This window comes from Streptomyces sp. TLI_105 (assembly GCF_900105415.1).
In the GTDB taxonomy this organism is placed as follows: domain Bacteria; phylum Actinomycetota; class Actinomycetes; order Streptomycetales; family Streptomycetaceae; genus Streptomyces.
This window is the reverse complement of record NZ_FNSM01000001.1, coordinates 2,386,082-2,399,820: the sequence shown is the minus strand read 5'-3', so window position 1 is coordinate 2,399,820 and position 13,739 is coordinate 2,386,082. Positions and strand designations below refer to the sequence as shown.

Genomic DNA, 13,739 nt, shown 5'->3' with positions numbered 1-13,739 from the left:
CTTCACACCGTGTGCCGGATCGGTCCTCAGATCGTCGCGAGCGCGGCCTCGATGACGTCCAGGCCCTCGTTGAGCAGGTCCTCGCCGATGACCAGCGGCGGCAGGAAGCGCAGCACGTTGCCGTAGGTGCCACAGGTCAGGACGAGCACGCCCTCGTTGTGGCAGTACTTGGCGAGCGCGGCGGCGGCCTCGGCGTGCGGCTCCTTCGTCGCCGGGTCCTTCACCAGCTCGATGGCGATCATGGCGCCGCGGCCGCGGATGTCACCGATGACCGGGAACTTCTCCTGCATGGCGGTGAGGCGGGTCTTCATGACCTCCTCGATGCGCTTGGCCTTGCCGTTGAGGTCGAGCTCCTTCATCGTCTCGATGGCGCCGAGCGCACCGGCGCAGGCCACCGGGTTGCCGCCGTAGGTGCCGCCCAGACCGCCGCCGTGGACGGAGTCCATGATCTCGGCGCGGCCGGTGACGGCGGCGAGCGGCAGACCGCCCGCGATGCCCTTGGCGGTGGTGATGAGGTCCGGGACGATGCCCTCGTCCTCGCAGGCGAACCACTGGCCGGTACGGCAGAAGCCGGCCTGGATCTCGTCCGCGACGAAGACGATGCCGTTGTCGTTGGCGAACTTCACGATCGCCGGCAGGAAGCCCTTGGCCGGCTCGATGAAGCCGCCCTCGCCGAGGACCGGCTCGATGACGATCGCGGCGACGTTGTCGGCGCCGATCTGCTTGGTGATGTTGTCGATCGCCTGGGCGGCGGCCTCGGGGCCGCAGTTCTCGGCACCGGTGGGCCAGCGGTAGCCGTAGGCGACCGGCACGCGGTAGACCTCGGGGGCGAACGGACCGAAGCCCTGCTTGTACGGCATGTTCTTCGCCGTCATGCCCATGGTGAGGTTCGTACGGCCGTGGTAGCCGTGGTCGAAGACGACGACGGCCTGGCGCTTGGTGTACGAGCGGGCGATCTTCACCGCGTTCTCGACGGCCTCGGCGCCCGAGTTGAACAGCGCGGACTTCTTGGCGTGGTCGCCCGGGGTCAGCTCGGCCAGCGCCTCGCAGACCTCCACGTAACCCTCGTACGGCGTCACCATGAAACAGGTGTGGGTGAAGTCCTGGAGCTGCGCGGAGGCGCGGCGCACGACGGCCTCGGCGGAGGCGCCGACCGAGGTCACGGCGATGCCGGAACCGAAGTCGATCAGACGGTTGCCGTCGACGTCCTCGATGATGCCGCCGCCGGCCCGCTTGGTGAAGACGGGCAGCGTCGAGCCGACGCCACCGGCGACCGTGCCGAGACGGCGGGCCTGAAGCTCCTGCGACTTCGGACCGGGGATGGCGGTGACGACGCGCCGCTCCTGCGGGACAGCGTTCATGCGGGGCTCCTGGGGTGGTTCTGGACGCACTTGCGGGTTTCCTCCGCAGGCTAGGCGCGGGGGAGGGGGAGAGGCATGCGCCGATCGGGAGTGGTCGCGGGTGTGTCGTTGTCCGGGATGGACATGACGGCTCCGGTTCCGCCCGACGGCACGTCCCCGCACGGGTCGGCCGGTCCTCGGCCGTACGGGTGGTCGAATCCCCTCCGGGGACGGCCGGGCCCACTAGATTGACGGTGGCACAGACGCGGCGACCTGGCTGGTCAGGGGGCAGGGGTTCATGGAGACCGACGGCACGTACGAGTCACGCGACACCAGGGGGGGCGCGGTCCCGCGCCCGGCGGCGCCGCCGACCGACGGCCGGGGCGGGCGCCCCGGGGCCTCCGCGCGCGTACCGGTTCCGCCGTACGCGCCGGTTCCGCCGTCCGTACCGCCGCGGCCGACGTCGGCTCCGGGGGCGGCCCCCGGAGCGGTCGTGGCCGCCGGGGTGCCCGGTGCCGGGGTGCCCGACGCCGGAGGGCCTGCGTTCGGGGGTCCCGCCGCCTCGGGGCCCGCTCCCGGGGCGGCCCCGGCGGCCGCCCCGGGGACCCTCCCGCCCGTCGTCGCCTGGCTGGACGCCCCGCGGCCCGAGGCCGCGCCCGGGGTCTGGCGGTTCCGGCACGTGCCACCGCCGCCACCCCGGGAGGCGCGGAAGCTCGCGCCCGTCACGGTGGCCGGGCTGCTGATCCCGCTCGTCGTGGGGCTGCTGCTCTGGTCGGCCTGGCGGCGCGGCGTCGTCCCCTACGAGTGGATCCCGCTCGCCACCTTCACCCCCGCCGACTGGTGGTACGCCGGGGGCACCTCGCCCCGCGACTGGCACGGCGCCGAGGCCCACGTCGTCTACGACGGCGTCTTCTTCGCCGTCCTGCTCTACACGATGGCCCGCCTCGGAGCCTGGGCCGAACTCGCCCGCCACCTCCTCGCCGACCGCCGTCCGCCCGCGCGCGCCGCGCTCACCGCCGGCGCCGCGCTGATCGCCCTGACGTTCGTCTGGCCGGAGGCCTTCCCCGGCGTCGGCTGGGATCCGCTGCCGGTCGTCGCGCCCCTGCTCTCCCTCGTCGTGCTCGTCGGCGGCGGGTACGACGTCCTCGCCTCGCCCGTCCTCGTCTACACCCTGTACGCCCTGATCACGGCCACCGTGCTCTGGCCCTTCGCGCGCCTCGGCGACTGGCCCGGCCTGGTCCGTGAGCGGCTGAGGGCCCGCGCCGCCGCCACGGCGGACGGCACCCCGCCGCCCCTCGACCCGACGGCGCCCGCCCCCCTCTCGCAGTGGCCCGAACTGCGGGCCGCCGGGGAGCGGCAGGCGGCGGACCTGCTCGCCGCCGAGCTGTTCGCCGGACGCATGAACGACGTGGACTGCGCCCGGGTCCGCCGGAGCCTGGAGCGGGGACGGACGCACGCGGGCGGCCTCGCCTCCTTCGTCGACACCGTGCTCCGGCAGGGCGCCGCGGCCGGGGCGCATCCCTCGGGCGCCCGCGACCTGCCGAGCCGTGCCGCCACCCACGACCTCCTCCTCGGGCAGGTCCGCATCGGCCGCTGCGTGGCCGAGGAGCGGAACCCGGCCGCCTACCGGGGCGTGGGCCTCGCCCTCGAACCGGCCGCGCTCGCCACCTCCCTGCTGGTCGTGGGCCCCTCAGGCGCCGGGAAGACCACCCGCCTGACCGGCCCGGTCGTCGAATCCCTCACCCTGCAGGCCCTCACCGGCACCTGCGCGGTCGTCGCCGTGGGCACGGCGGACGCCCCCCTCGGCCCGGACGACGCGTACGACGTCGTGGTCCGCCCGGGCGACCCGGCCTCGCCGTACGACCTCGACCTCTACGCCGGCCTCGCCGACCCCGACGAGGCGGCGGCGCTGCTCGCGGAGGGCCTGGTGGGCGACGTCGAGAACCTCGACGCCCGGCGGGCCGCCACCGTCCTCGCCCAGCTCATCGGCCCCTACCGGGCGGCGCACGGCCGCTTCCCGTCCGTGCCGGTGCTCCGCGAACTCCTCGAAGCCGGCCCGGAGACGCTGACGGCGCTCCTCGACCGGCTCCCCGCCGACGCGGCCGCCATGCGCCGCGAGCTGGAGGCCCGCATCCGGCAGGCCGGCACCGCCGCCGACGCCGGGCCGCTCCTCGCGGACCGCCTGTCGCTCCTCGACCGGCCGGCCTTCGCCGAGTTCTTCGGCGCCGACGGGAGCGACGTGCGGCCCTTCTCGCTGAAGTCCGTCGTCCACCACCCGCTGCGGGTCCGGATCAAGCTGCCCGAGCGCGGCCACGAGGAGGCCTCGCGGCTCCTCGCCCGGCTGGTCCTCGCCCAGTTCCTGGCGGCGGCCCGGACCGGCACCAAGCGCCCGCACTTCGTCTCCCTCGTCCTCGACGACGCCACCGGAGCGCTCACCACGGGCACCGTCCGCTCCCTCCAGCGGCTGCGCCCCCACCACGCGGGCGTCGTCCTCGGGCTCCGTACCCTCGGTGAGGTGCCCGAGGCGCTGCACGGCCCGCTGCTCGGCGCCGTCGGCTGCCGGGTGGCGCTCTCCGGCATCACCACCTGGGACGGCCGGGGCTTCGCCGAGACCTGGGGCAAGGAGTGGGTGGAGACCACCGAGGTGGCGCACCACACGGTCTTCGCCGACCAGCCGATGACCCGCTTCATCCACGCCCTGCGCAAGAAGGTCACCGGCAAGGCCGTCACCACCGACGCGGTCACGACCCGGAAGGTCGAGCGCGAGCGGTGGTCCGCCTCCGAGCTCGCGCACTCCGTGCCGCCCGGCCACGCCGTCGTCTCCCTGACCACGGCCCAGGGCGCGCACACCCCGCCGGTCCTGGTGGACCTGCGCGGCTGAGCGGGGCCGGGCCGACTCGTGCCACGCCCCCACCTGCGCGGCCGACCCGTCTCACCCCTCGCGCGCCCGAGCGGGCCGCCGACGGCCCTGGCACAATCGGGGGCGCCGCTCGGCTGAGCGGCGCCTCCCCGCTTCCGTGCACGGCTCCCCCCGCGCGCGGTCCTCGCTCAAAGGTCCGACGGTCCCCCCATGCCGCCCACCCTCGCCTCGCTCGTGCAGCACTCCGCCCTCAAACTCATCGTCCGCGCGGGTGAGGACCGCCTCGACACCCCCGTCCGCTGGGCCCACGTCAGCGAGCTCGCCGACCCCGTCCCGTACATGGAGGGCGGCGAACTCCTCCTCACGACCGCGCTGACGCTCGACGCGGAGGACCTGGAGGCGATGCGCCGCTATGTGCGGCGGCTGCTCGGCGCCGGAGTGGTCGGGCTCGGCTTCGCGGTGGGCGTCAACTACGAGGAGATCCCGCCGGCCCTGCTCGACGCGGCGCGCGAGGAGCACCTGCCGCTCCTGGAGGTGCCGCGCAGGACGCCGTTCCTGGCCATCAGCAAGGCCGTGTCGGCGGCCATCTCCGCCGACCAGTACCGGGCGGTCACGGCCGGTTTCGAGGCCCAGCGCGAGCTGACCCGCGCCGCGCTCGCCGAGGGCCCGGAGGCCGTCGTCGCCCGGCTCGCCGCCCACGTCGACGGCTGGGCCGCGCTGTACGACGCCTCCGGCGCCGTCGTCGCCGTCTCGCCCGAGTGGGCGGCGCGCCGGGCCGCCCGGCTCACCCCGGACGTGGAGCGGCTGCGCGAGCGGCCCGCGCCCGCCAGCGCGGTCGTCGGCGGTACGGACGACCGCGTCGAGCTCCAGTCGCTCGGCACCGGGCGCCGGGTGCGCGGCGCCCTCGCCGTCGGCACGGGCGCGCCCCTCGGCACGGCCGAGCGGTACGCGGTCCACTCGGCGATCGCCCTGCTCACCCTCACGACGGAACGTTCCCGCTCGCTCCAGGCGGCGGAGCAGCGGCTCGGCGCGGCGGTGCTGCGCCTGATGCTCGCGGGCCAGCCGGAGCCCGCCCGCGCGGTGGCCGGGGACCTGTACGGGGGGCTGCTCGACGCCCCCTACCGGCTGCTCGTCGCCGAGGCCGCCGGGGGAGAGCCGGCCGGGGAGCCGCCGCTGCCGGTGCTCGCCGAGGCCCTGGAGGCCGCCGCCGCCCGCGCGGGCGAGGCGGTGCTCACCGTCGCCGAGAGCGGGCAGCGGCTCGTCGTCCTCGCCGGGGACGGCGGCGCGGTCGTCGCCGCCTGCGAGGGGTACGCGGAGCGGGAGGCGGAGGAGGCGGGCGTCGTCGTCGGCCTGTCGGCCCCGGCGGCCCCGAGCGCCGCGGCGGCCGCGGCGGCCGCGTACAAGCAGGCCGAGCAGGCCCTCTCGGTCGCCCGGCGGCGGGGGAGGGCGCTCGTCGAGCACGAGGACCTGGCGGCGGGCTCGGTGCTTCCGCTCCTCGCCGACGACGCCGTCCGCGCCTTCGCCGACGGGATGCTGCGCGCGCTGCGGGAGCACGACGCGACCGGCCGCGGCGACCTGGTGGCCTCGCTGCGCGCCTGGCTCTCCCGGCACGGCCAGTGGGACGCGGCGGCGGCGGACCTGGGCGTCCACCGGCACACGCTGCGCTACCGGATGCGCCGGGTGGAGGAGATCCTCGGCCGCTCGCTGGACGATCCGGACGTCCGGATGGAGCTGTGGCTGGCCCTGAAGGCGACGGGCGAGGACGAGCGGTAGAGGGGGGGCCTAGGGGGTGTCTTGTCGATCAGGCCGGGCTCGCGACGCCTGGCACCGCGCCTCGCCGCGTTGTCGTCGGTCGCCAACGCTCCGCGTTGACTCCCTCCTCCGCCTTGCGATGCACGGCACCAGACGCCGCTCCCTGATCCGGCCTGATCGACAAGACACCCCCTAGGGGGTGTCCGAGCCGTCGTCGCCCCCGCCGCCGCGGTGCACGCCGCGGCGCCGTCCCGAGCGGACGACCTCGCCGCCCAGCAGGGTCACGGTGGCGAGCGCGCGGACCCAGCGGGGGCCGCCGCGTGCCGCCCAGACCACGGAGGCGCAGCCCCCGACGGCGAGGACCAGGACGCCGATCAGTACGTAAAGGATCATGCTTACCCCCTGAGGCCATGCGGTCCCGGATATCCTCCCACCCCTCCGCAACGCCCCTCGGGAAGCTCTCCACCGTCCGAATTCCGCTACCCCTGCCCGAATTCGGGCAGTTTTCTTGGTCTGGGGGGTGATCAATCCCTACTCTCCTGCTCATGACAAGCCCCGCCGTCGATCCGGCCCCCGAGACCCGCCCGGCCACCCCGGGACCCCGCGCCGCCGCCCCCGTCCCCGCCCCGGCCCGCCGGATCACCGGCGCCGTCTGGGCAGCGCTCGGCATCGTGTACGTCGTCTGGGGGTCCACGTACCTCGGGATCCGGATCGTCGTCGAGACCCTCCCACCGTTCCTCTCCGGCGGCGCCCGCTTCGTCACCGCCGGCCTGCTCCTCACCGCGATCGCCGCCTGGCGGCAGGGCCCCGCCGCCCTCAGGGTCACCCGCAGGGAACTCGGCTCCGCCGTCCTCGTCGGCCTGCTCCTGATCCTCGGCGGCAACGGCCTCGTCGTCCTCGCCGAGACCTCCATCCCCTCCGGCCTCGCCGCCCTCCTCGTCGCCGCCGTCCCCGTCTGGGTCGTCCTGCTCCGCACGGTCTTCGGCGACCGTCCCGGCCTCGGCGCCTACGGCGGCGTCCTGCTCGGCTTCGTCGGTCTCGGCGTCCTCACCGTCCCCGGCCTCAGCGGCGAGGTGAAGATCGGCGGCGTCCTCCTCGTCCTCGTCGCGGCCCTGCTGTGGTCCGCCGGCTCCGTCTCCTCCGCCCGGCTGCCCATGCCCGCCAACCCCTTCACGGCGAGCGCGTACGAGATGCTGGCCGGCGGCCTCGCCGCGCTCACGCTCGGCCTCCTGCGCGGCGAGCACCACGGCCTCGACCTGGGCGCCGTCTCCGGCCGCTCCTGGGCCGCCCTCGCGTACCTCGTCGTCTTCGGCTCGCTCGTCGCCTTCACCGCGTACGCCTGGCTCCTCCAGACCGCCCCGGTCTCCCTCGCCGCCACCTACGCCTACGTGAACCCGGTCGTCGCCGTCCTGCTCGGAGCCCTCGTCCTCGACGAGGCCCTGACCTGGCCGATCCTCCTCGGCGGCGCGATCGTCGTCGGCGGGGTCTGTCTCATCGTCTCGACCGAGCGACGCGGTTGATCATCCGTCCCCTGCCCTGAAGCGCTTTCGCACCGCTCGACCAGGCGTCAGGGGACCAGGGGGGCCGCGTGACGAACCGGGGCGGGGCGAGACCGAACCCGCTCAGGCAGGTGTTCCACGGAGTGACCGCGCTCGCCGCCACCGGCGACGAGGAGGACGACCGGGCCTTCCGTGACCACGTGGGCGGCTGCGCGGCCGGGGTCGGGGACGTGTTCGCGTACGAGGACGGCGTCGTCGCCGTGCGCCGGGGCAGCGGCGAGCGACCCCCTCGGCGTACGCACGCTGGTGACCCCGGCCGAAGCGGCCGCCGGCGACCCCGCTTCGGCCGAAGCGGACAGAGCCGCCACCCCCAATACTCCATACCGGACAAGCCCGCGCGCGGCGCCCCGGCCCTACGGTGGCACCAGAGCAACCGCTCGCACCCCGAAACGGAAAGGGCCGGGACGCAATGACGACCACCCACGCCTTCTGGCTCGCCGGCCGAGAGGCCACCGGCGACGCCACCTTCGACGTCACGAACTCGTACGACGGACGTCTGGTCGGCAAGGTCAGCGTGCCCACCGAGGCCCAGGTCGAGGAGGCCGTCGCCGCCGCGCACGCCGTCGTCGACGAGTTCGCCGCGACCCCGGCGCACGTCCGCGCCGCCGCCCTCGACCACGTGTCGAAGCGGCTCGCCGAGCGCACCGAGGAGATCGCCCAGCTGATCTCCGCCGAGAACGGCAAGCCCATCAAGTGGGCCCGCGGCGAGGTCGGCCGCGCCGTCTCCGTCTTCCGTTTCGCCGCCGAGGAGGCCCGCCGCTGGAACGCCGGCGAGGCCCAGCGCCTGGACACCGAGGCCGGCGGCGCGGGCCGCCTCGCCCTGACCCGCCGCATCCCCAAGGGCGTCGTCCTCGGCATCGCGCCGTTCAACTTCCCGCTGAACCTCAGCGCCCACAAGGTCGCCCCGGCCATCGCCGTCGGCGCCCCCATCATCCTCAAGCCGGCCCCGTCGACGCCGATCTCCTCCCTGATCCTGGGCGAGATCCTGGCCGAGACCGACCTGCCGGCCGGCTCCTGGTCGATCCTGACCGTGCCGAACGACCGCATGCCCGCCCTCGTCCAGGACGAGCGCCTCCCCGTCATCTCCTTCACGGGCTCCGACAAGGTCGGCTACGCCATCCAGCAGTCGGTGCCGCACAAGCACTGCACCCTGGAGCTCGGCGGCAACGCCGCGGCCGTCGTCCTGCCCGACTGGTCCTCCGAGGCCGACCTGGACTGGGCCGCGAGCCGCATCGCGACCTTCTCCAACTACCAGGGCGGCCAGTCCTGCATCTCCGTGCAGCGCGTGATCGCCGACGCCTCGGTCTACGACCGCCTGGTGCCGAAGATCGTCGCGGCCGTCGAGGCTCAGGTCACCGGCGACCCGGCGGACGACGCCACCGACGTCGGCCCGCTCGTCGACGAGGCCGCCGCCCAGCGCGTCGAGTCCTGGGTCGACGAGGCCGTCGCGGCCGGCGCCAAGCTCCTCGCCGGCGGCAAGCGCGAGGGCGCGACCTACGCCCCGACCGTCCTCACCGACCTCCCGGCCGACGTCACCCTGGCCCGCGCCGAGGTCTTCGGCCCGGTCCTGACCATCGCCAAGGTCGACGGCGAGGCCGAGGCCTTCGCCGCGGTCAACGACTCGGACTTCGGCCTCCAGGCCGGTGTCTTCACCCGCGACCTGCAGACCGCCTTCCGCGCCCACCGGGCCCTGGAGGTCGGCGGCGTGATCGTCGGCGACGTCCCCTCGTACCGCGCCGACCAGATGCCGTACGGCGGCGCCAAGCGCTCCGGCGTCGGCCGCGAGGGCGTCAAGTACGCGATGGACGACTACACCTACGAGCGCGTGCTCGTCCTGACGGGCCTCGCCCTCTAAGGCGTACGCCTCACGAGACCAGGCGGTCCGAGCCCACTGTGCGGGGGCTCGGGCCGCCTTTCCTCGTACGGGCTCCGCTTTTCCCGTACGGGCTCCGCTCAGGCGACCGGAGCGTCGACGAGACGCACGACCTCGGCGGGCCCCGCGCGGAACGCCTTGTTCGCGGCGTCGGCCGCGACCATGTGCGGGGCCACGTCGTGCGCCGCGAGGGCCTCGGCCGAGGCCCAGCGCTCGATCAGGGCGAAGCGGTCGGGATCGCCGGCCACCCGGTGGAGGTCGTACTGCAGACAGCCGTCCTCCGCCCGCACCAGGGGCGCGAGCGCCTCGAAGGCGGCGACTTGTTCCGCGCCCCGGCCGGGCAGCGCGGCGACGAGGACGATGAGCTTGATCGGCTGAGACATGGCGCGGACCCTACGCGCGGCCGTCCCGTACGGGCGGAGCGTCTCACCAGGAGGACATACCCGGAAGGATCGCCTCCTCTTTCCGGACCCGCCGGTATCGGGTACGACGGACAGGAGCCCAAGGAGGTGTCCATGTCCGCACCCACTCAGCGGCCCAAGGTCACCGAGCGCGAGGCCCGGCAGGTCGCCGAGGCCGCGCGTGAGCGGGACTGGCACAGACCCAGCTTCGCGAAGGAGCTGTTCCTCGGCCGGTTCCGCCTCGACCTCGTCCACCCGCACCCGCTCCCCGCCGCCGAGGACGCCCGGCGCGGCGAGGCCTTCCTCGCCGCCCTCCGCGACTTCTGCGAGACCCGGATCGACGGCGCCCGCATCGAACGCGAGGCCCGCATCCCCGACGAGACGATCACCGGACTCAAGGAGATCGGCGCCCTCGGGATGAAGATCGACCCGAAGTACGGCGGGCTCGGCCTCACCCAGCTGTACTACAACCGCGCCCTCGCCCTCGTCGGCTCCGCCAGTCCCGCCGTCGGCGCCCTGCTCTCCGCGCATCAGTCGATCGGCGTACCGCAGCCGCTGAAACTCTTCGGCACCCAGGAACAGAAGGACGCCTTCCTGCCCCGGCTCGCCCGCACCGACCTCTCCGCCTTCCTGCTCACCGAGCCCGACGTGGGCTCCGACCCCGCCCGCCTCGCCACCACCGCCGTGCCGGAAGGGGACGAGTACGTCCTCGACGGCGTGAAGCTCTGGACCACCAACGGCGTCGTCGCCGACCTGCTCGTCGTCATGGCCCGCGTCCCCGTCTCCGAAGGACACCCCGGCGGCATCACCGCCTTCGTCGTCGAGGCCGACGCGCCCGGCATCACCGTCGAGCACCGCAACGCCTTCATGGGCCTGCGCGGCCTGGAGAACGGCGTCACCCGCTTCCACCGCGTCCGCGTCCCCGCCGCCAACCGCATCGGCCCCGAGGGCGCCGGCCTCAAGATCGCCCTCACCACCCTCAACACCGGCCGGCTCTCCCTCCCCGCCGCCTGCGCGGGCGCCGCCAAGTGGTGCCTGAAGATCGCCCGCGAATGGTCCGGCGTCCGCGAGCAGTGGGGCAGGCCCGTGGGCCGCCACGAGGCCGTCGGCACCAAGATCTCCTTCATCGCGGCCACCGCCTTCGCCCTGGAGGCCGTCGTCGACCTCGCCTCCCAGATGGCCGACGAGGACCGCAACGACATCCGCATCGAGGCCGCCCTCGCCAAGCTGTACGGCTCCGAGAAGGCCTGGCTCATCGCCGACGAACTCGTCCAGATCCGGGGCGGCCGCGGCTACGAGACCGCCGACTCCCTCGCCGCCCGCGGCGAACGGGCCGTCCCCGCCGAGCAGTTGCTCCGCGACCTCCGCATCAACCGCATCTTCGAAGGCTCCACCGAGATCATGCACCTGCTGATCGCCCGCGAAGCCGTCGACGCCCACCTCTCCGTCGCCGGCGACCTCATCGACCCCGACAAGTCCCTCGCCGACAAGGCGAAGGCCGGCGCCCGGGCGGGCGGCTTCTATGCCCGCTGGCTGCCGGGACTGGTCACCGGTCCGGGACAACTTCCGCATTCATACGGTGAGTTCGGCGCCCTGGCGGGACACCTCCGCTACATCGAGCGGACCTCCCGCAAGCTCGCCCGCTCGACCTTCTACGCGATGTCCCGCTGGCAGGGCCGCATGGAGCTCAAGCAGGCCTTCCTCGGGCGGATCGTCGACATCGGCGCGGAACTCTTCGCGATGAGCGCGGCGTGCGTCCGTGCCGAGCTCCTCCGCACCACGACCGACCACGGCCGTGAGGCGCACCAACTCGCCGACGCCTTCTGCCGGCAGGCCCGCCTGCGGATCGAGGAGCTCTTCACCCGCCTCTGGTCCAACACGGACGACCTCGACCGGCGGATCGTCGAGGCGGTCCTCGACGGGGCCTACACCTGGCTGGAGGAGGGCGTCATCGACCCGAGCGGCTCGGCCCCCTGGATCGCGGACACCACGCCGGGCCCGTCCCCGGAGACGAACGTCCACCGCAAGCTCCCGTAACAGCCCACGAACGACGCCCTGACGGGCCCTGTTGGGTCGTTCCGCCGGGACGACGCCCGCCCCTCGGCCCCCCGTTGCGGGCGGGCCCGCCGGGCCGGTGCCCCCGTTGCGAGCAGCCGTTCCGCCGGGGCGGTGCTCCCGTTGTGGGCAGCCGTTCCGCCGGGGCGGTGCCCACCCCCACGCCCCTTGCGGGCTGCGCCCGCCGGAGCGGTGCCCCGCCGCCCCCCGTTGTGGGCAATCGTTCCGCTGGGGCGGAACGGGTGGGCACAACGGACGGCGCCCCTTGCCGGGCCTAGGCTCCCGCGCCTGAACCCGCACCGACAGATACGCCGCACACGTGGTGCGGGTCCAGGCGCGGAACGCGGAGGCGCCGCTCAGGGCGCCGTCCCGTGTGCCCACCCGTCCCGCCCCAGCGGGACGATTGCCCACACGGGCGGGGGCGGCGGGAAGGGCACCGCCCCGCCGGGCGCGGCCCACACGGCGGGTGGGCGGGGGCACGGCCCGGCAGGTGCGCGCCCCCACGGCGGGTGGGCACCGCCCGGCGGACGCGCGTCCACACGGGCGGAGGCACCGCCCCACGGGCACGCCCGCACCAGACGCGCGAGGCGCCCCGCAGGGTCCACGTGGCGGACCGTCCCGCCCCCGCGCCGCAGCTCACGGCAGGATGGCCCCGTGACCGTCATCGACATCCCCGGCTCCAAGTCCGTCACCGCCCGCGCGCTCTTCCTCGCCGCCGCCGCGGAGGGCACCACCACCCTCCTGCGCCCGCTCGTCTCCGACGACACCGAGGGCTTCGCCGAGGGCCTCGCCGCCCTCGGCTACGGCGTCCGCCGCGAGCCGGACGCCTGGCACATCGAGGGCCGTCCCGCCGGGCCGGGCGCGGGAGAGGCCGACGTGTACTGCCGGGACGGCGCCACGACCGCCCGCTTCCTGCCGACCCTCGCGGCCGCGGGCCACGGCACGTACCGCTTCGACGCCTCCGCGCAGATGCGACGACGACCCCTCGCCCCCCTGACGACCGCGTTGCGCACCCTGGGTGTCGATCTGCGGCACGGCGACAGGGAGGGCCACCACCCCCTCAGCGTCCACGCCGCCGGCGTGAAGGGCGGCGCGCTCACCCTCGACGCCGGGCAGTCCTCCCAGTACCTGACCGCCCTGCTCATGCTGGGCCCGCTCACGGCCGAGGGCCTCGACATCACCGTCACCGACCTGGTCTCGGAGCCGTACGTCGAGATCACCCTGGCGATGATGCGGGCCTTCGGGGCCGAGGTCCGGCAGGAAGGCCGCACCTACCGGGTCGCCCCCACCGGCTACCGCGCGCGGACGTACGGCATCGAGCCCGACGCCTCCACCGCCAGCTACTTCTTCGCCGCGGCCGCCCTCCAGCCGGGCCGTTCCGTCACCGTCCCCGGTCTCGGGACCGGCGCCCTCCAGGGTGATCTGGCCTTCGTCGACGTGCTGCGCCGCATGGGCGCCGACGTCGAGGTCACCGACACCGCCACCACCGTCCGCTCCACCGGCGCCCTGCGCGGCCTCACCGTCAACATGCGGGACATCTCGGACACGATGCCGACCCTCGCCGCGATCGCGCCGTTCGCCGACGGGCCCGTCCGCATCGAGGACGTCGCCAACACCCGGGTCAAGGAGTGCGACCGGCTCGACGCCTGCGCCGAGAACCTCCGCCGCCTCGGCGTCACCGTCACCACCGGCCCCGACTGGATCGAGATCCAGCCAGGGACCCCCGCCGGGCCCGTCGAGATCGCCACCCACGGCGACCACCGGATCGTCATGTCCTTCGCGGTCACCGCGCTGCGCACCCCCGGGATCACCTTCGACGACCCCGGCTGCGTGAAGAAGACCTTCCCCGACTTCCACCGGGCCTTCGAGGCATTCGTACGCACCCCGTGAAGGCCGCAC

Annotated in this window: 9 protein-coding genes; 6 read left to right on the top strand and 3 right to left on the bottom strand. The window is 74.7% G+C overall.

Annotated elements, in window-relative coordinates; all coding sequences use genetic code 11:
* Nucleotides 1–26 precede the first annotated feature (26 nt).
* Nucleotides 27–1,361 (bottom strand): 4-aminobutyrate--2-oxoglutarate transaminase, encoded by a 1,335-nt coding sequence (gabT, locus tag BLW86_RS10750; RefSeq protein ID WP_093873836.1) that lies wholly within the window; start codon nt 1,359–1,361, stop codon nt 27–29.
* Between the two features lie 277 nt (nt 1,362–1,638).
* Between gabT and BLW86_RS10745 the strand changes: the two genes are divergently transcribed.
* A complete protein-coding gene (locus tag BLW86_RS10745; protein ID WP_093873835.1) occupies nt 1,639–4,221 on the top strand; it encodes an ATP/GTP-binding protein in 2,583 nt (860 codons plus the stop codon).
* Nucleotides 4,222–4,410: 189 nt separating this feature from the next.
* On the top strand, nt 4,411–5,973 hold the full coding sequence (locus tag BLW86_RS10740) for a PucR family transcriptional regulator (RefSeq protein WP_093873834.1): 1,563 nt from the start codon (nt 4,411–4,413) through the stop codon (nt 5,971–5,973).
* Nucleotides 5,974–6,144: 171 nt separating this feature from the next.
* On the opposite strand, the gene BLW86_RS10735 is transcribed toward BLW86_RS10740, so the two are convergent.
* Nucleotides 6,145–6,345 carry a hypothetical protein gene (locus BLW86_RS10735; RefSeq protein ID WP_093873833.1) on the bottom strand — a complete coding sequence of 67 codons (201 nt, stop codon included), beginning with the start codon at nt 6,343–6,345 and terminating at the stop codon, nt 6,145–6,147.
* 152 nt (nt 6,346–6,497) lie between these two features.
* Here BLW86_RS10735 and BLW86_RS10730 point away from each other — a divergent pair, with 152 nt between their 5' ends.
* Together BLW86_RS10730 and BLW86_RS10720 are read left to right on the top strand one after the other, a co-directional pair.
* Nucleotides 6,498–7,472, top strand: coding sequence for an EamA family transporter (locus tag BLW86_RS10730; RefSeq protein ID WP_093873832.1), 975 nt, complete (start codon nt 6,498–6,500; stop codon nt 7,470–7,472).
* 448 nt (nt 7,473–7,920) lie between these two features.
* A complete protein-coding gene (locus BLW86_RS10720; protein ID WP_093873830.1) occupies nt 7,921–9,366 on the top strand; it encodes an aldehyde dehydrogenase family protein in 1,446 nt (481 codons plus the stop codon).
* Between the two features lie 98 nt (nt 9,367–9,464).
* Here the strand turns inward: BLW86_RS10720 and BLW86_RS10715 are convergent, their stop codons facing one another.
* Nucleotides 9,465–9,767: a putative quinol monooxygenase gene (locus BLW86_RS10715; RefSeq protein ID WP_093873829.1), complete on the bottom strand. Its 303-nt coding sequence runs from the start codon at nt 9,765–9,767 to the stop codon at nt 9,465–9,467.
* Between the two features lie 132 nt (nt 9,768–9,899).
* Between BLW86_RS10715 and BLW86_RS10710 the strand changes: the two genes are divergently transcribed.
* Entirely contained in the window at nt 9,900–11,822 is a 1,923-nt protein-coding gene (locus BLW86_RS10710; protein WP_093873828.1) for an acyl-CoA dehydrogenase family protein, read from the top strand.
* 672 nt (nt 11,823–12,494) lie between these two features.
* Nucleotides 12,495–13,730 (top strand): 3-phosphoshikimate 1-carboxyvinyltransferase, encoded by a 1,236-nt coding sequence (gene aroA / locus BLW86_RS10705; protein WP_093873827.1) that lies wholly within the window; start codon nt 12,495–12,497, stop codon nt 13,728–13,730.
* The last annotated feature ends 9 nt before the right edge of the window (nt 13,731–13,739 follow it).